The 18,452-nt window shown below is 44.9% G+C and carries 12 protein-coding genes; 5 read left to right on the forward strand and 7 right to left on the reverse strand.

Going from position 1 to position 18,452, the window contains the following annotated elements; all coding sequences use genetic code 11:
• Positions 1-79: 79 nt before the first annotated feature.
• The 4 genes from putA to KS2013_RS02190 form a co-directional block, all read right to left on the reverse strand.
• Positions 80-3,292: a bifunctional proline dehydrogenase/L-glutamate gamma-semialdehyde dehydrogenase PutA gene (gene putA, locus KS2013_RS02175; protein ID WP_068989067.1), complete on the reverse strand. Its 3,213-nt coding sequence runs from the start codon at positions 3,290-3,292 to the stop codon at positions 80-82.
• Between the two features lie 34 nt (positions 3,293-3,326).
• Positions 3,327-3,935: a TIGR04211 family SH3 domain-containing protein gene (locus KS2013_RS02180; protein ID WP_068989069.1), complete on the reverse strand. Its 609-nt coding sequence runs from the start codon at positions 3,933-3,935 to the stop codon at positions 3,327-3,329.
• A gap of 123 nt (positions 3,936-4,058) precedes the next feature.
• The gene (locus tag KS2013_RS02185) at positions 4,059-5,336 is read right to left on the reverse strand and encodes an inorganic phosphate transporter (protein ID WP_068989074.1); all 1,278 of its coding nucleotides are present in this window, start codon (positions 5,334-5,336) and stop codon (positions 4,059-4,061) included.
• A gap of 31 nt (positions 5,337-5,367) precedes the next feature.
• A complete protein-coding gene (locus tag KS2013_RS02190) occupies positions 5,368-6,042 on the reverse strand; it encodes a TIGR00153 family protein (protein ID WP_068989078.1) in 675 nt (224 codons plus the stop codon).
• A 223-nt stretch (positions 6,043-6,265) separates the two neighbouring features.
• Here KS2013_RS02190 and KS2013_RS02195 point away from each other — a divergent pair, with 223 nt between their 5' ends.
• Complete coding sequence (locus KS2013_RS02195; RefSeq protein ID WP_068989082.1) at positions 6,266-7,795, forward strand: CYTH and CHAD domain-containing protein; 1,530 nt, start codon at positions 6,266-6,268, stop codon at positions 7,793-7,795.
• Between the two features lie 27 nt (positions 7,796-7,822).
• On the opposite strand, the gene KS2013_RS02200 is transcribed toward KS2013_RS02195, so the two are convergent.
• A complete protein-coding gene (locus tag KS2013_RS02200; RefSeq protein WP_068989084.1) occupies positions 7,823-9,787 on the reverse strand; it encodes a M48 family metallopeptidase in 1,965 nt (654 codons plus the stop codon).
• 22 nt (positions 9,788-9,809) lie between these two features.
• Complete coding sequence (locus KS2013_RS02205) at positions 9,810-10,397, reverse strand: LemA family protein (RefSeq protein ID WP_068994309.1); 588 nt, start codon at positions 10,395-10,397, stop codon at positions 9,810-9,812.
• Between the two features lie 210 nt (positions 10,398-10,607).
• Here KS2013_RS02205 and glnE point away from each other — a divergent pair, with 210 nt between their 5' ends.
• Genes glnE through KS2013_RS02220 form a run of 3 tightly spaced genes read left to right on the forward strand, consistent with a single transcriptional unit; the run spans position 10,608 to position 15,140 of the window.
• A complete protein-coding gene (gene glnE / locus KS2013_RS02210; protein ID WP_068989087.1) occupies positions 10,608-13,493 on the forward strand; it encodes a bifunctional [glutamate--ammonia ligase]-adenylyl-L-tyrosine phosphorylase/[glutamate--ammonia-ligase] adenylyltransferase in 2,886 nt (961 codons plus the stop codon).
• Between the two features lie 27 nt (positions 13,494-13,520).
• Positions 13,521-13,733, forward strand: a complete 213-nt coding sequence (locus KS2013_RS12040) for a zinc-finger domain-containing protein (protein WP_228703704.1) — start codon at positions 13,521-13,523, stop codon at positions 13,731-13,733.
• 18 nt (positions 13,734-13,751) lie between these two features.
• A complete protein-coding gene (locus KS2013_RS02220) occupies positions 13,752-15,140 on the forward strand; it encodes an aspartate kinase (RefSeq protein WP_068989091.1) in 1,389 nt (462 codons plus the stop codon).
• Positions 15,141-15,217: 77 nt separating this feature from the next.
• On the opposite strand, the gene nfuA is transcribed toward KS2013_RS02220, so the two are convergent.
• Positions 15,218-15,796 carry a Fe-S biogenesis protein NfuA gene (gene nfuA, locus KS2013_RS02225; RefSeq protein WP_068989096.1) on the reverse strand — a complete coding sequence of 193 codons (579 nt, stop codon included), beginning with the start codon at positions 15,794-15,796 and terminating at the stop codon, positions 15,218-15,220.
• Positions 15,797-15,994: 198 nt separating this feature from the next.
• Between nfuA and KS2013_RS02230 the strand changes: the two genes are divergently transcribed.
• Positions 15,995-18,445: a M14 family metallopeptidase gene (locus tag KS2013_RS02230; protein ID WP_228703705.1), complete on the forward strand. Its 2,451-nt coding sequence runs from the start codon at positions 15,995-15,997 to the stop codon at positions 18,443-18,445.
• Positions 18,446-18,452: the final 7 nt, after the last annotated feature.

The raw sequence follows: 18,452 nt of genomic DNA on the forward strand, positions 1-18,452 counted from the left end.
ATGTGGCTGATACAGAAAAGGCACAGACGTGCTGTGCCTTTCGCTGTTTATTTTAACACCCAGCTTATGAAAAGTCTTTTTATGAGTCCTGTTCCTGTTGCAGGAACTCAGGTGAAACATCTTCATCACCCAGTGATAACAATGAAGCGTTACCACCAATGGCTGCAGTGTTATTGGTACGTGTATGCTCAGTAGCAAAGCGATATAGGTAAAAAGGACCGCCTGCTTTTGGACCTGTGCCCGACAGCCCCTGACCACCGAATGGTTGTACACCAACGGTTGCACCGATCATGTTACGGTTGATGTAGACGTTACCCACTCGGGCGCGTTTATCAATGTAAAGAGCCGTGGATTCGTTACGTGAGTGAACGCCAAGCGTCAGGCCAAAGCCGTAATTGTTAATCTGGTCAATGACTTTGTCTAAGTCTTTCGCTTTATAGCGCACGATATGTACGATAGGGCCGAACCACTCTTGTTCCAAATCGTTGATATGGTTGATTTCGAATGCAACAGGAGAAAGGAAGCTACCATGTCCTTCCAACCCTTCTGGCATTGGTGTCTCGGCAATTAACTTACCGGCCGCTTTAAGTTCATCAATATGTTCCTGCAGCTCTTCGCGCGCCGCCATATCAATTACAGGGCCAACATCTGTCGATAAATCGGTAGGATTGCCCAGGCGAAGTTCCTGCATTGCACCTGATAGAACTTCAATAATTTTGTCTGCGATTTCTTCCTGTAAATAAAGTACACGTAGCGCTGAACAACGCTGACCGGCACTGGTAAAGGCTGAGTGGATCACATCTTCAACTACCTGCTCTGGCAATGCCGAGCTGTCTACGATCATGGCATTCTGACCACCTGTTTCAGCAATCAGTGGTGATAGCATGGCATCGCGAGAAGCCAAAGTGCGGTTAATCGTATGAGCTGTGCTGGTTGAACCGGTGAAGGCGACGCCGCCAATACGGTTGTCGGACAGAATAACTTTACCCAGGACTGAGCCTCGGATTGGTACAAACTGTAGCACGCTGGTTGGAATGCCTGCCTCATGCATCAATTGCACGGCGCGATATGCGACTAATGTGGTTTGATCTGCTGGTTTAGCGATAACGGTATTACCAGCAACCAATGCTGCCGCAACCTGACCGATGAAGATAGCCAGCGGGAAGTTCCATGGGCTAATGCAGGCAAAGACCCCGCGACCCTGCAGATATAAGTCATTACTTTCGCCCGTTGGACCTGGCAGGTGAATCTCATGGCCGAACTGGTTACGTGCGTTGTAGGCATAGTAGCGGCAGAAATCGATGGCCTCGCGAACCTCATCAATACCATCCTGAATGCTTTTTCCGCCGTCACGACTGCATAAAGCAATCAGTTCATGCTTATGGGACTCCAGTGTGTCAGCAACTTTATCCAGTAATGCTGAACGTTGCTGAACAGGAGTAACATCCCACCCAATAAAGTTCTGATGCGCCACATCCAACGCTTTAAGAGCTTGTTCTTCAGTTGCCTTATGAACTGTACCTACGGTATGGCTATGGTCGTAAGGACAAATCACTTGCTCTTCTTCACTGGTAAATTCTTGACCATCGATAATTGGCTTAGCGTGCCACTGGTTATCTAAGTAATGTTTGACCTGGTTCATAAACGGCTCTGTCTCACTTTGAATATGTAAATTAGTACCACTCGAATTCAAACGCATCTCGCCAAAATCTTCATAAATATGTGGCGGTAATGGAATTCGATCATTGTGTAAGGTTTCAAAACTCTTAAGCACAGTAGATGGGTGTTCAGCCAACTCCATAACAGGAGTCTTCTCATCAACTAACTGGTGCACGAATGATGTATTAGCACCATTCTCAAGCAGTCGTCGGACTAAGTAGGGTAGCAGGTCCTTATGGTTACCTACTGGAGCATATATACGGCAATGAAGATCAGGATACTGGTTAAGTACCATATCATATAATGCTTCGCCCATTCCGTGCAGGCGTTGGAACTCAAAGTCTCGACTGGTGCCAGCCATATTCATGATGCTGAACACGGTTTGTGCGTTGTGGGTAGCAAACTGAGGGTAAAATTTACCATCAGCGTTTAGCAGGTAATTAGCGCAAGCTAAATAGGAAACGTCAGTACCACACTTACGAGTAAATACTGGGTAGCTGCTGTAACCACCTTGTTGCGACCATTTAATCTCTGAGTCCCAGTAAGCACCTTTAACCAGTCGCAGAGGAATTCTGCGGCCGTGTTTTTTGGATAAGGCATTAAGCCAGCCGAGAACCGGTAAGGCGCGCTTTGAGTAGGCTTGAACCACCATACCGAACCCTTCCCAATCATCACAGACTGTTGAGTCATAAACAGCTTCAAACACATCCAGCGATATCTCCAGACGGTCGGCTTCTTCAGCATCAATCGTAACTGCCACATCAAGATCTCGCGCCTGTTTTACCAGTTTACTGACAGTTCCCACCATCTCAGTCAGAATACGATCTCGCTGTCCTTCTTCATAACGTGGGTGAAGTGCGGAAAGTTTAATTGAAATACTGGGAGCTTCATTTCCTTCCTGAACTTTAACTGCACCAATTTCAGCGATGGCATTACTGTAAGCTTCATAGTAGCGCTGAGCGTCCTTAGCGGTATAAGCTGCTTCCCCAAGCATATCAAAAGAGTGGGTATAACCCTTCTGGACACTTTTAGCACCACGCTTCAGTGCTTCTTTGATTGTACGTCCTAAAACGAACTGACGGCCCATGATGCGCATCGCCTGGTTCATTGCCTGTCTGATCACGGGCTCACCGAATTTAGCGATTAAACCACGCAACATGGTGTCGGGCTTACCGTCACCATCCTGATCAACATCAATGATTTTACCAGTTAGCATCAAGCCCCAGGTAGAGGCATTAACAAAATACGAGCTACTTTGCCCCGTATGCTTTTCCCAGTCAGCAGATGTCAGTTTGTCACGAATCAGATCGTTGGCAACTTTTGCATCGGGAATACGTAGCAATGCCTCAGCCAGGCACATTAGAATAATGCCTTCTTTAGTGCTCAGACTGTATTGCTGAAGAAACGCTTCTACACCTTCTTTAGAGCGCTCATCCTGTCGAATGGCTTCGACCAGATCGCTGGCTTGGCGCGTGACTTTTTCAATGGTGTCCTTATCAGGTGTGGCTAGCGCCAGCAGTTCATTCAGATAATCTGACTCGTCAACTGCATAATTTTGGGTGATCAACGTCTGCCACTGATCCAAGGGCAGGTCTTTGTAATTATCTGAAAATATTTGACTAGCTCGTAACATTCTTTTTAATACCTAAAACATATGCCTGTAAACCTTAACGCCAGCCGGAGCGATGACGTTTCTTTTGGCTAAATCTTGAAAGAATCCAGCTTAAAAACATACCAAACAATAACACTATAGCGCCGGCATAGAAAACATCTTTATGGAAACGATCTTTCTGTAGGGCGGCTTGTTGTCGAAGTGTGGCTGCTTCATTTTCTAACTGCGACACTTCCTGTTGAAGCTTATCGTTAAGCTGAATAACGTTACCTTTGTCAGCGATCTCTTGGGTGAGCTCTGCAACTTTCTGTTTTAACTGCTGATTTTCAGTTATAAGTTGTTGATACTTGGCCTGAACGGTGGGTTGAACAGTAATGTACTCTGAGCGAATCCAGCCAGAGTCGCCATTAGCCACTCTCACTTCAGAGCTTTCATTTGCGGTATCGCTTTGCAGGATGGTAATAGGGGTGCCCGCAGTAATTTTACCGATAACTCGGTAGCGGTTGGTTGGGCCACTTCTAAGTATCACGCCAAGATCGTCTGAAACGTAATACTGTGACTCAGAGTCTGGTGATGGAGTGGACGCTTCATCGGCAGCAAACACAGCGCTGCTAAACAGTCCAGAAGTGAATAGGATAGCCCATATAGTCAGGATACGAAACATGTAAAATCCTGTAAAATTGAAACGGTTTAAGTGGGCAAGTATATAGTAGGTTTTTGAGGGGGGGAAGAGGTGATCGACTGATGCGACCACCTTTTCTTACAGGCTTTAGAACCAGTAGCTATATTACTGGAAGATAGCCTTGAAAATATAGAAGAATATAATCGAAAGAATTGCGCCTGCAGGTAGGGTAACTACCCAGGAAACAAAGATATTTCGAACAACACCAAGATTCAGTGCCGCAATACCACGGGCCATACCCACACCCAGTACCGCACCCACCAATGTTTGAGTGGTTGAGATTGGAAGACCTGCACCACTGGCAATAATTACCGTTGAAGCTGCTGCTAATTCAGCTGCGAAGCCTCGGCTTGGTGTTAAGTGAGTGATTTTCTGACCGATGGTTTTCATTACGCGGCTACCAAGTACGATAAGACCGATAACGATACCGATAGCACCAACCAGAAGAATTCGTGGGTCTACGGCTGCTTTAGCGCCAATTTCACCACTGTTCTGGATTACGCTAACGACCGCTGCCAGAGGACCAATTGCGTTTGCAACGTCATTTGAGCCATGGGCAAAGGCCATACCACAGGCGGTAACAATCATTAATACTGCGAAAACCTTCTCAACACTGGCGAACTGGTACTCTTTGTTTTCTTTTTTATCAACCTTGATACGGCTGATAAAGATGGCACCAATAACGGCAATAAGTAGGCCGACACCAGCTGCAATCAGATAAACTTCGACTAGGCTTAGCTCGATGCTCTTGTCTTTAAACAAGTGCTTGAGTCCTTTAAGGATCGTTACCAGAGCAATAACGAAACCAGCCAGGAACATATAGAAAGGCACATAGCGTTTTGCTTTTTCGAATGGATCCGAAGCGTTAAGAATCAATTTTTGTACGCTAAGAACTATCAGGAATGCAATGACGCCCGCTAGAACTGGTGTGATGATCCAGCTACCAACGATTGAACCAACTTTACCCCAGTTAACTGCCTGAGTAGTCACACCAACGGCTGCGAAACCAACAATAGCACCAACGATAGAGTGAGTCGTAGACACGGGCCAGCCCAGTCGTGACGCTATCAGAAGCCATATGCCGGCAGCCAAAAGGGCGGCCATCATACCATAGACCAATAGCTCAGGCTGTCCAGTAAAGTAATTGGCATCGATCATGCCTTTACGAATGGTTTTTGTGACTTCGCCACCCGCAAGGTAAGCACCGGCGAACTCAAAAATAGCTGCAACGATAATAGCCTGCTTCAGTGTCAGTGCCTTTGCACCAACTGATGTACCCATTGCGTTTGCAACGTCGTTTGCACCAATACCGAATGCCATTAGAAAGCCGAAAGCGACTGCGATCCAGATTATGGTGTCTGCGTTCTGTAATAAAAAATCCAAAAGTTCCCCCTACGATGAACTCGTGTATCAATTAACGTGCAATAGTCATTTCAAGGCGAGAGCCAACGCTTTGTGCGCTGTCCGCTAAATCGCCGATGTAACGTATAACCTTATACATGAACATCACCGCGACAGGTGGTAGTTCTTCTTCCTGCTCGAAAATTTTGAACAGTAAAGCTCGCTGTAGGTCATCTGTATCGTTCTCAATGAGGTCAAGCTGTTCAATAAGCTCTTCAACCAGTGCTGCTTCACGACCACGGAAACCGGTAGCAAGCAGCTCGTCAAGCTCATTGATAGCCTTGTAAGCCTGCTTAGAGGCGTCTATGGAGCGTTGCAGTAATCCTAGAAGGTCTGCGTGTACATTTTCAGGAAATTCCATTTTTCGAGCGAAGACAACACCCGCAATATCTCGAGAGATATTGGCGATTTTGTCTTGCTTGCTCAGTAGAGATAGCAGGTCTGTTCTTGCTACTGGCAAGAAAAGTCCCTTTGGTAGGTGCATACGAAGGTCATGCTTTAGATCATCAGCGTCGTTTTCTAGCTGGCGAATATTATCTTTGATTTTTTCGGCTTCCTGCCAGTCTTTGGCGATCGTCGCTTTGAAGAACGGTATAAGCTGTTTAGCACACTCGTGTACTTTGCCCATATGGTCCTGCATTGGACGGATCGGTGATGACGCAAACATATCGAGTATCGAATTGGCCATATCTACCCCAGAACGGTTAAAAATGAATGAATTTTAGGGCAATATTATAGTTTAGATGAGCCGTGCTGGCTACAACTACCGTTTAAGGTATATCCAGAAATTATTAGTGGATGAAAGAGGTGGAAGCGGAAGGTGCCTGTTATGCAACCTAATTAGAGTTTGGCAATAAACTTTTCGCACTGTAAACTGAAGAAATGAGTTTGCTATAAAGCAAGTAAAAACAATGTCGATCGAAATAGAATTAAAGCTATCAGCAAGCACCGAGACAATTCAGCTGGTCAAGCGATGGTTAGCGGAAATGGGAGCCTCAGAAGGAAGTTCCGCTGAACTTGAGTGGGAGCAGAAATATCTCCATAACACCTATTATGATACAAAAAATCACCGTCTAAGAGCGACTAATATTGGTTTACGTGTTCGCAAGGATGGCGATCGCTTTATTCAATCCGTGAAATCCGCTGGGCGTGTAGTAGGCGGATTGTATCAGCGTAATGAAGCTGAGAACGACTTGCCGGATGATGAGCTACAGCTTGACCTGGTAACGGAACCCTACCTGATGATTCTGCTGGAAGAGGCAGAGGAAGAAGACGGACCATTGGCGCCCATCTTCAGCACTAATTTTTATCGAGATGTTGCCATCATAAATGTTGATGGGGCTGTTATCGAGGCTGCACTGGATCAGGGGCAGATTAGTTGTGTGGAGGGCATAGATGAAAAGCCAAGAGATCTGTGTGAGGTTGAGCTTGAGCTAAAGGAAGGCGAAGATGCGAGTATTTTATTCGAACTTGGAGAGAAGCTGATCGGTGAATTTGGCCTGGTATTGGATAGCGAGAGCAAGGCCGAACGTGGCTATCGAATGTGTCGTTCTGCTCCAGAGCATACGAAACGACTCGATCTGGTGAACCTGACCTCTAAAACTTCGGCAGAAGGTGCTTTTGAAAGTATTGCTCACAAAGGACTGGGGCATTGGCAGCATTATATTAAAAGAATTAAGCGTGAGCCGAGTATTGAAGCCGTGCTACAGCTCAATAGAGCCCTGATGTTTATGCAGACCATGTATTCGGTTTTCGCTGCAGTTATTCCAAGACATAGTTTGATTCACTTGCGTCGTGACTGGCGTGAAATAACACAGAGGTTTTCTAAGCTCTACACCATTGCAGAAGAAATTAACTGGTTGAAAAGCAGTAAGCTGTATGGTTTTCATTATGCTGAACTGGCGACACTGGAAGAGGGGCTTGAAAAGTCTTTTATAGAAGAGCATAAGCACTTTGTAGAGTATCTGAATACGCCATCCTATAATCTGAAGCTTCTAACCTTTTCTCGATGGCTTTATATGAAAGAGTGGCGCGAAGCCTTGAGTGATAGCGAGCAGAAAAAAATTCTTAAAAAAGAAGTATTTCCATATGCAATCAAGCAATTGCAGCACCTACTGAGAGACTTGAAACGTCATTTGTCGGATAAGGTCACTCTCAGTAAAAAAGAATATATTCACTATCTTCCTAAAATGTTACGAACGCTGGATATTGGCTTATTTTTTGGAAGCTTATTCGATGATCGCGCGCGTAGAGATTATCGACGAGGCTGGGCCGATATAGTGGCTAATATTCAACTATTGCAACAGCTGGTGTATTTAGAAAAGGCACTGGAAGCTGAAGGGGTTGAAGACCCATTGTTGGAAGAGACGGAAACAGAAACCTTGGTCGTGCTAAAGGGCATGCGTGAAGAAGCGTTAGCGCGTAATCCGTACTGGAATTAGGCGGTAATTAGCGGGCGGTGCCCGCATTTAAGCTTTGTTTAGATGTTTATTTGCTGACTCAATCGCCTCTTTTTGACTTTCTTCAATAATCGGTGGAATAGGGCAGTCGAGACATTCCGCAATCGCTCTAAGTAGCTCTAGTTCCTGATGTCGAATCACTCCATCCTGTTTGATTGCTTCTTCAAGCCCATTAAGCAGAGGTTTTTTCAGCATAGGGGACAGGCGACGTAATTTGTTCAACGCCTGATGGAACTGTTCTGCGTTAAAATCTTTTTCCAGAAGTTCGCGTTCGCTCGAAATCATACCATCAAAGACCTGACGGAATACGGCCTTTTTATTTTCCATTTCTTGGCCGCTTGAGTGAATAACGGTTGATAGTAATACCTGTAACTCTTCATCAACTTTATTAAAGCGGGTGATGGATTTGCTGCCTTGCTGCTCTCTTCCGATTAAATTTTTGTGGATGAGACAGTAAAGAACATACTCGAAAGGACTGACGTGCTGATCCTGATGAATCAATTTTCTGAGTAATCTGAAAAATTGCTGGCTCTCGGCTTTTGACAGTCTGCGTAAGCTGGGCATCGCCAAATCGAGAATAGCGAGACGGAGTTGGCGCTGATCTCTGGTGATCGAACTGGCAAGCTCCAATATTTTATCGCTACTTTGTTCGCCATATACCTGTGATATTGAGTCCAGAGAGTTCTGTTCAACCTGTCCGTGATCACTCAGAAGTAAAGCGAACACCAGGTTTATGGCGCTGTTACTTGAGTGAGAGCCGTGAGCAGCATTTTTAATTAGATCTGGAAGAGCCAGTAGTAAGGCACCTGCTGCGTGCATGTGCAAATTAGTCGGCTTGCCAATGGTGTCTGCTAACCCTCCAATATCAAATACGCCATTTTTGTTATTACTGGAAGCTTCTTCTTTCGGCGCTGTCGCCTGCTCCTTCTTGCGTTGCTGTTCTTCTATAAATTGTGTTTCCATGTTTTCCCATCCAGGCATAATAGCTTCCAGACGGTTTTCAATCGGCGGATGTGTGGCCAGACTGTTAAAGCTCAGCTTGATAGGTTCTGAAATACACATGTGGCTAGTTTCTTCAGCATGCGAGTTGCTGAGCAACGAGCCCTGATGTTTTATTTTGATAAAAGCCCCGGCTAGACCTTCGTTATCTCTGGAGTATTGAACGGCTGAAGCATCGGCCAGATATTCACGCTGTCGGGAGATAGCCGCCTTGATTAATCGACCGAAAAACAGTCCGATTGATCCTATTGCGTAAATCGACACACCGATGAGGATTATGGCTACTACTATGCCGCCACTTTCCTTGCTGCTACGGGTCCTTCCTCCATAGCGAAAGGCCCGCATGATGAAGTAACCGGCCTGACCGAGAATTAATATGCCTGCGAGTATGCTGATCAGTCGAACATTAATCCGCATATCAGCATTAAAAATATGACTGAACTCATGAGCGACCACACCCTGGAGCTCCTGTCGAGAGAGTTGCTCCAAAGCCCCTCGAGTCACCACCATGACCGTATCAGCAGTCTCTATTCCAGCGACAAAAGCATTGATGGCATCTTCCTGATCCATGACATAAACGGTGGGTACAGCTGTGCCTGATGCAATAGACATTTCCTCAACTACGTTCAGTAGCTGTCTTTCCTGGAGGTCGTTTGTGTCAGGTAAAATTTCACGGGCATTAACCATCTGAGCTACGGATCTACCACCGCCCCTCAAGGTAATCCAACGGTAGAGGCTACCCAGGATTATTAGCGCAAGGGAGCCAAAAGTAATGATATAAAACCAGCTTTCGGTAAACCATTGGCTGAGAGGGATACCCTGGCCCTCGGCATTGGAGCTGAAACCACTGAGATTGAACAATCCCCATAGCGCGAAGTTCAGTGCAACGACGATTAATATGACGGCACTCAGGAAGTAGAAAACAAGCAGCTTGGTTTTACGCCGAGCTGCTTCCTGATGTTCAAAGAAATCCATAGTTTATTGTGGCTACAAGATTTTAGTCGAAAGAGACTTTAACCGACTCGCGAACCTGCTCGTCTTCAACTTCAAATAACTCTGCTTCCACAAAGCCAAAAGGGTTAGCAATAAAGTTATTAGGAACCTGTTCTCGGTAGGTGTTGTATTGCATCACGGCATCGTTATAGGCCTGGCGTGCAAAAGCAATTTTGTTCTCGGTGGTGCTCAGCTCTTCCATCAGCTGTTCCATGGTTTGATTCGCCTTGAGATCGGGATAAGACTCGGATAGAGCGAACAGACGTCCTAACGCACCGGTTAACTGTCCTTCAGCCTGGTTTAGGTGCTTGATAGCATCTGGATCGTCAGGGTGGGCTGCTGCCTCCTGGTTGGCAGATACGGCACTGTTGCGCGCACTGATTACAGCTTCCAAAGTTTCTTTTTCATGCTTCATGTAACCTTTCGCAGTTTCGACCAGGTTAGGAATAAGATCGTAGCGACGGTTTAGTTGAACATCGATTTGTGCAAAGGCATTTTTGAAGCGGTTACGAAGTGTAACCAGTTTGTTGTAGATGCCGATAAAAAACAGCACTAAAGCTACGATGATCACTAATGTGATGATGGTGCCCATACCCATAACAACTGACTCCTTATAATAATTAGCTATTTAATCCTAGCAGTGTGCCATAATTTAAACTAGATTGATTTTGTAAACAACTGTAATTATCTGATTTTCAATAAGTTATAATGCCAAAAATGAATCGCCAGATTGAATTATGAATGGTATCGACGTATGGTCGTACTGTTTGTTCCTTGAACATGTGATAAGCCTTGAAGCTCTATGAAAAAGAATTTAAAAATACCAGCAAAATTAGAGACTACCTCAGAACAACGTTTTTCTGAGTGGCAGCAAGCCGTATCGGATGACAGTTTATATGATGCTGTGCTGGTGACCTGGTTATTAACCGCCAGTGATTATATATATCGGTGGGCCATTAAATATCCGCAGTGGCTGTTGGATGCGATAGAAGCAGTATCTATCGAGCAGGGATTGAGCAAGCTCCCGGAAGAGTTTGAACTGTCACTCACAGAGTTTGATATGAAACAACGGCTTCGACAGAAGCGACATTATTGGTCAGTGATTATTGCGGTTCAGGATATTCTTGATCGAATAGATATCAAATCTATTACCTTTTATCAGTCAACGTTAGCCGATATTTTAATTCAGGCCGCTTATCGGTGGTCTGAGCATCAGCTTCACCAGCAATATGGAGTTCCTAGAGGTAAAGGCGGTGCACAACAGGAACTTTTAATTCTGGCTATGGGGAAGCTGGGTGGACGTGAGTTGAACTTTTCGTCGGACATTGATTTAATTTTCACCTTTCCAGAGGATGGAGAAACCGATCATGAGAGCCGACCCATTGAAAATCAAAAATTTTTCGTTCGTCTGGGCCAGAAGCTAATCAGTCTACTATCGGATATCACTTATGATGGTTTTGTATATCGGGTAGATATGCGACTACGACCATACGGTCAGAGCGGCGCTTTGGTGGCAAACTTCAATGCATTGCAGGATTACTATGTCGAGCAGGGCCGAGAATGGGAACGCTTCGCTATGATCAAGGCGCGCGTTTTGAACGGTCATGATGATAATCGAGCTGAGTTAGAAAGTATTATTCGTCCATTCAGTTATCGTCGATACATTGATTTCAGTGTGCTCGAATCCATTCGTCAGCTAAAACAGAAAATCGCAAGTGAGTTACTTCGTAAAGATACACAAGGAAATATCAAGCTGGGTGATGGAGGTATCCGCGAACTGGAGTTTATCGTACAGTCGTTACAGCTCATCAGTGGCGGACGCTACCCGGTGTTGCAGACAAAAAACTGGTGGAATAGTCTGGATGTGTTAAAGGTTAAAGAGCTGCTGCCTGTAAAAGAAAGTCACCATCTTAAAAAGGCTTATGAATTTTTGCGTGTGTTGGAAAATGCTCTTCAAATACATGATGAAAAGCAGACACAAGAATTACCCGTGGATAAGAACGTAAGAGCTCAGATCAGTATAATGATGGGAGCAACCAGCTGGGACGATTTAACTCAGGAGCTGGAGCAGCATCAAAGCAGGGTTGCACAATTCTTTAAAGGACTGTTTCACGACCCCCACGAAGAAGAAGGAATGGATGCAGAATATGAAAAGCTGTCTAGCTGGATAGAAGGTGATGTAAAAGATGCTGATAAACAGGATTTGCTAGAGCAGTTTAAGATCACCGAAGATATGGTTGAGGATATAAAAAGTTTCCGCTCGGAATTTTCCGATCGAAAGATTGGTAGCCGGGGACTGACTCGACTGGATCAGTTATTGCCCCACCTTCTCATCGAGACTGCTAGTCAGCCAGAGCCTAACATGACTTTGCAGCGCTGTACCGAGTTATTGAGAGGAATTGGTCGCCGTACAGCCTACTTTGAAATGCTTGCAGAAAATTTGCCTGTGCTGGAATATCTGGTTCAGCTGGTTTCTCAGTCGCGTTGGCTTGCCAAGCAAATGTCGATCTATCCTTCTTTGCTTGATGAACTCTTATTTCCAAGTAATCTGGGAAAGCAGTTGAGCAAAGATGATCTGGCTAATCAGTTGAGACAGGCTCTAATTCGCATCGAGCTGGATGATATTGAGGAGCAGTTGATAGCTCTCGGCGGGTTTAAACAAGCCAGCCAATTCAAAATCGCTGCGGGAGACTTGACTGGTCGCTTTGATATCAGTGCTGTTTCCCAGCAGTTAACTGACTTGGCGGAAGTGATTGTTGACTATCTATTACAGTTAGCCTGGCGAGAAACAGTAGCGAAGTTTGGAGCCCCTCCTGGTTGTGAGGAGGGTTTTGCCTCAGGCTTTTTAGTCCTGGGCTATGGCAAGTTGGGCGGTGATGAGCTGGGGTATGGCTCTGATCTTGATTTGGTGTTTTTGTATCAGGGTGACCCTCAAACTCAGACCTCAGGAAGAGACAACAGCGGAGACAAGGCGCTTGAACTGCATCAGTTTTATACGCGGCTGGCACAAAGGTTAGTCCATTATCTCAGTACTAGAACTCAGCAAGGTATCATGTATGAGGTAGACACTCGATTGCGTCCATCAGGCCGCTCTGGGATGCTGGTCAGTCATATCGATGCCTTCAAAAAATATCAGCATAATGAAGCCTGGACCTGGGAACATCAGGCTCTGGTTCGAGCTCGTCCTGTAACAGGGGATGAACCTCTAAAGAATGAGTATATGCAATTGCGTGGAGATATTTTGTCAAAATCTAAACCACCCCAGTCTGAGCATGATGACCTGGCGAAAGACGTGGTTAAGATGAGACAAAAAATGCGTAAGAATCTGGATAAGACTGACAGTAAATTATGGGACATAAAACAAGGCTTGGGTGGCTTGGTTGATATTGAGTTCCTCGTACAGTACTGGGCTTTAAAACATTCGAGAGAACTGGTTAATAAATTAAGCTCTTTTCATCAACTGCCGTTTAATAATGTTGACTGGTTACAACTTTTGGCAAAGTTTGGGTTTATTGATAATAAGAGCAGAGATCTGCTGGTTGACTGCTACCGTGTATTTCGCCAGATCAGTAATCATAATGCTTTACAGAATCAGCCATCGTTAATTGATAAAGCAGAACTCAACAGTGAAAGAGAACAGGTTTTGAATTTGTGGGATTCGACATTTGAAGCGGTCAATGTACAATGAATTTAAAGACCTTAAAGGGAGCTGAAAGTGAGTGAAAAAATATCTAACCAGCAAGCGAATTCAAACCAGGCTGAGTCATCACCTCAGCAAAGGATTGAAGTTACTGCTGATGATCTTCCCATAAGTTGCCCTATGCCGGGGAAAACCTTATGGAGTCAGCACCCAAGGGTATTTATCCCAGTAGAGAACGGTGAAGGCCACTGCCCATATTGTGGTAATCACTTTATTGTTAAATCCTAAAATCAACAAGTAGTGAGCATGTCGAATAAAAATAATAACCCGGCCTGGGTCGTACTAAAGTTTGGAGGTTCCAGCGTTTCTAGCCTGGACGACTGGAATAACATCGGAAGCATTGTATCTGAGTATCTTCAACAAGGCTTTAAAGTTGCCCTTGTGCACTCAGCATTTAAGAATATCACTAATCAGCTGGAAGCATTGGCTCAAACCGCAGTAAGTGGCCACTATCAGGAGCCACTGAATGAGTTAATCTCCTACCATTTAGACATGGCACAACAGATGGGGGTTGATGATACTTTGTTGACTCCATGGATTGAATCGGTTCAGAGCGTCCTGCAAAATATTCATCAAAGTGGTGAACTGACATCACCGTTAAGAGCCAGACTGGTTGCTCATGGTGAGTTATTATCATCGACGCTTGGCGCTGCCTTCTTGAGAAAATTGTTTAAAGACCATCAACGGGTTGAGTGGCTGGATGCCCGACAATTATTTGTTGCTGAAGATGAAGTTCATAACAATATCAATGATCGTTTTTTGAACGCAGTTTGTCATCCTAGACCCGATGAGAAGCTCGCTAACCAATGGGCAGAACAATTTGATGTTGTGCTGACTCAGGGGTTTATCGCCAGCAATAAAAGTGGCGAAACGATTTTGCTGGGAAGAGAAGGGTCAGACACCTCCGCTTCCTATCTGGCAGCTTTGCTGGAAGCGGAAAAACTGGAAATATGGACCGACGTTGCGGGCATGTTCACAACGGATCCCAATAAATTGCCAGAAGCAAAAAAGATTCAACAGATCAATTATGACCAGGCGTTCGAGATGGCTGAAGCTGGCGCAAAAATATTGCATCCGCGTTGTCTCAGTACCGTAATGCCTTATAACATTCCAATTGAAATTAAGAGCACACATCAGCCCCAAGAATCAGGCACATTGATCAACAAAGATGACGGTGATTCAAAGTGGGTTAAAGCCATTGCACTGAAACAACAGGTGCCGGTCATGACCTTGCTGCTCGGGAGGCGTGGCCAACAACCAGAAACCTTACAGAAAGTTTTTGGAATTTTTAATGATTTTGCTTTGGGCTGTGAATTATTGGCGTCGACTAAGGAGTCTTTAGTCGTTGCTGTGGAAACCAGTAACAGTATTTACAGCAATGAAATCCTCAATGAATTGTCGGTTAAGTTAGCCGAAACTTGTCGAAGTGTTTTGTTGTCACATAGCGCGATCATCACGCTGGTCGGTTGCCAGTCCAGCCAGGCGCTATGGCACATGATGCAGATTGATGCCGAGCTGCCTGAGCAGTGGCTATTACTGAGTCACACTTCAAGCGATCACCATTTATCTTTCCTGGTCAATGATGACGATGCGTTAGATATTTTGAAATTACTTCATGAGCATCTAATTCAATAATAGATTCAAATGTCATGGTATGAGTAAAAAAAGGCGCTAAAAAGCGCCTTTTTGATAAAAGTACTAGCAAGTAGTTCTTAGTAGTATGGATTCTCTCCAGCTGCGTGTTCGGTAACATCCTGAACACCGTTAACTTCTGGTACACGCTCTTTTAAGGTTTTCTCAATACCTTCTTTCAAAGTGACGTCGACCATGCCGCAACCTTGGCAACCACCGCCAAACTGCAGAACCGCAATACCCTTTTCGGTAAACTCCATCAATGCTACCTGACCGCCATGGTTGGCAAGCTCCGGATTAATTTCTGACTCGAGGTAGTAGCGAATGCGATCAACTGCCGGCGCATCGTCATCAACTTTACGAGCTTTGGCGTTTGGCGCCTTCAACGTAAGCTGGCCACCTGTTTGTTCTTTCTGGTAGTCGATTTCGGCTTCTTCCAGGTATGGAGCACTATCTTCGTCTATAAATGCCGAAAATCCTTCAAACTCCAACTCGGTATCGTTTTCTTCAACGGCATCGGGCGGACAATAAGATACACCACACTCAGCGTGAGCGGTACCTGGATTGACTACAAACACGCGAATGCCGGTGTCTGGCTCTTCCTGCCCAGCCAATAGACGGCGGAAGTGTTCTTGTGCTGCGTCTGAAATACTAATCATAAAAATAAAACCGTTTCTGTTCAGTTATCACTATTATAACTGATGTTAGGGCTTGCAGCGAAGTTTACAAGCCTTAGAATGGAGAAAACGACGAAAAAACAATTGGCGATGACTTCAGTGAGCAGAAAACTATATTTTTTAATACTATTAATAGGTTGCGTAACATATTCTCAAACAAATAAGGCCCAGGAGCCATCATTGGAGTATTACTTTAATCAATCGATTAAATTTTCCAATGATGCAACTACTCCAAAATCGGTATTAGGACATCAGGTAGGTACCTGGCATGTGCGTCCTGATCAGTCTTTGGCTTATTTCAAAGCGCTATCGGAGAGCTCGGATAAAGTTGCTCTGAAAGAGATTGGTCGAACTCACGAAAACCGACCGTTAATTACTGCTTATATCTCAACTCCTGAGAATATTGCTCAACTGGAGTCAATTAAAGAAAAACGTCAGGATATTAACGGCTATGAAGGCCCTAACCTGGTGTGGCTTGGCTACTCTGTTCACGGCAATGAAGCCAGTGGTGCAAATGCAGCGATGCTAGTTGCCTATCGTTTAGCTGCTTCAGAAGAGCCCTGGATTCAACAGCTTCTGGAAAACACTATTATTATGATTGACCCGATGCTGAATCCAGATGGTCTGGATCGTTTTGCAAACTGGGTTAATCGCTATAAAGGGAAGCAACTAAATAGCGACCCCGCCTCCATAGAGCATAATGAAGCCTGGCCGAGTGGGCGAACAAATCATTATTGGTTTGATCTGAATAGAGACTGGTTATTGTTACAGCACCCAGAAAGTCAGGCACGAATCGAGCATTTTTATCAGTGGCGCCCCCATATTGTCGGTGATTTTCATGAAATGGGGACTAACTCGACCTATTTCTTTCAGCCGGGCGTTCCAAGTAGACAAAACCCTTTAACCTCAGAGGAAAACTTCGAGCTTACTGCTGAAATTTCTGAGTTTCATGCAAAGGCGCTGGATAAGTTGGGCTCCGCTTACTACAGCAAAGAAAGCTTTGATGATTTTTATTATGGCAAAGGTTCGACTTTTCCTGATATTAATGGTGGTGTGGGAATTTTATTTGAGCAAGCCAGTTCCCGAGGTCATCTGCAAGACTCTGTCAATGGGCCTTTAAGCTTTCCTTTTGCCATTAGAAACCAGGTCGCTACATCGTTTTCTACACTGGAGGCATCCCTGAGACTTAAAGACAAACTACAACAGTATCAGAAAGACTTTTTTGTTCAGCAGGCTGACAAGGCAGATAATGATTCCCAAAAAGGGGTCATATTTACCTCAACTGATAAAGGCCGTTTACAGGAGTTCTTACGAATATTAAAAGGGCATCATATTGAAGTTAACAGTGTTAAAAGTACTATTGAGATTGATGGTGTGGAATATCCTTCGGGCATGTCCTACGTAGTCAGTTTTGATCAACAACAATATGGTTTATTGAAATCAATGTTCGAGACGCGAACCAAGTTTAAGGACAATACCTTTTATGATGTTTCTGCCTGGACCTTGCCACTGGCTTTTAATGTCGAGTACCAGCATCTAAGACGGGGAGAGCTGGAGGATGTTGAAGCAGGGGCTTTGAGCTTGCCAGAAGAAGGGCGCTGGATTGGTAGCCAAAATCCAACGGCTGTAGTCATTTCCTGGGATAACTTTAATGCGGCAAAAGGATTAACTCGAGTATTGAAGCAGGATATTAATGCGAAAGTCAGTACAGAGCCGTTTACAATTTCAGTGAAACAGGGCCCAGTGGAATTTAAGCCCGGTGCAATTGTTATCCAATTACCTGGAGGCGCTCAGGAAAAAGTAGAGACTATGTCGTTAGTCAAAGAAGCATTTTTACCTGCAGGCGTTGATATCTACGGTGTTGATACGGGTTTAGCTCTGGATGGTATTGATCTGGGGAGCCCAAGTATTGACGCGATAAAAATGCCACGTCCATTAATGCTGATCGGAGGCGAGGTTATGTCCTACGAAGCAGGTGAAATGTGGCATTTAATGGATACCCGCATGGAGCTACCTCTATCCATGCAGAACACGACCTCCGTGAATTTCAATCAAATCGATGACTATACTCACCTAATCTTGGTTGATGGCATGTATGCGGACCTGAAACCTCAAGAGTTTCAGGCTTTAACCGAATGGATTATGGAGGGCGGAACTCTGATTGTAACTAGAGCGGCAGTTGAATGGGCGACAAGAAACCGGCTGGTTCAGTTTGAAGTTGTTATACCTGAAGAGGATGAGCCAGAAAATCATGATTTCAGTCAGCGCGACGATGTCATTGCCGAAGGAATTATCGGTGGTGCAATTTATCAGGCCGAGCTTGATAACAGTCACCCTCTGGCTTACGGCTTAAGGTTGCCCCAGGTTCACTTTACAAAGTCCGGAACTCAGGTACTTAAGCCTGCAGAGATGGACTTTGTCACGGTCGCAAGTTACTCGAAGAAGCCTTTGGTCGCGGGCTATTCCTCAAAAGAGAACATTGAGCGCATAAAAAATACCCCAGCTGTCTTGGCTCAGCGCCTGGAACGTGGCAGTATCATATTGTTTAATGACAATCCTGTTTTTCGGGGATATTGGCTGGGTTCAGCCCGTTTAATGGTCAATAGTTTATTTTTTAGCACCGCTTTTTAGAACGTTA

The organism is Kangiella sediminilitoris (assembly GCF_001708405.1).
GTDB classification, from domain to species: Bacteria; Pseudomonadota; Gammaproteobacteria; order Enterobacterales; family Kangiellaceae; genus Kangiella; species Kangiella sediminilitoris.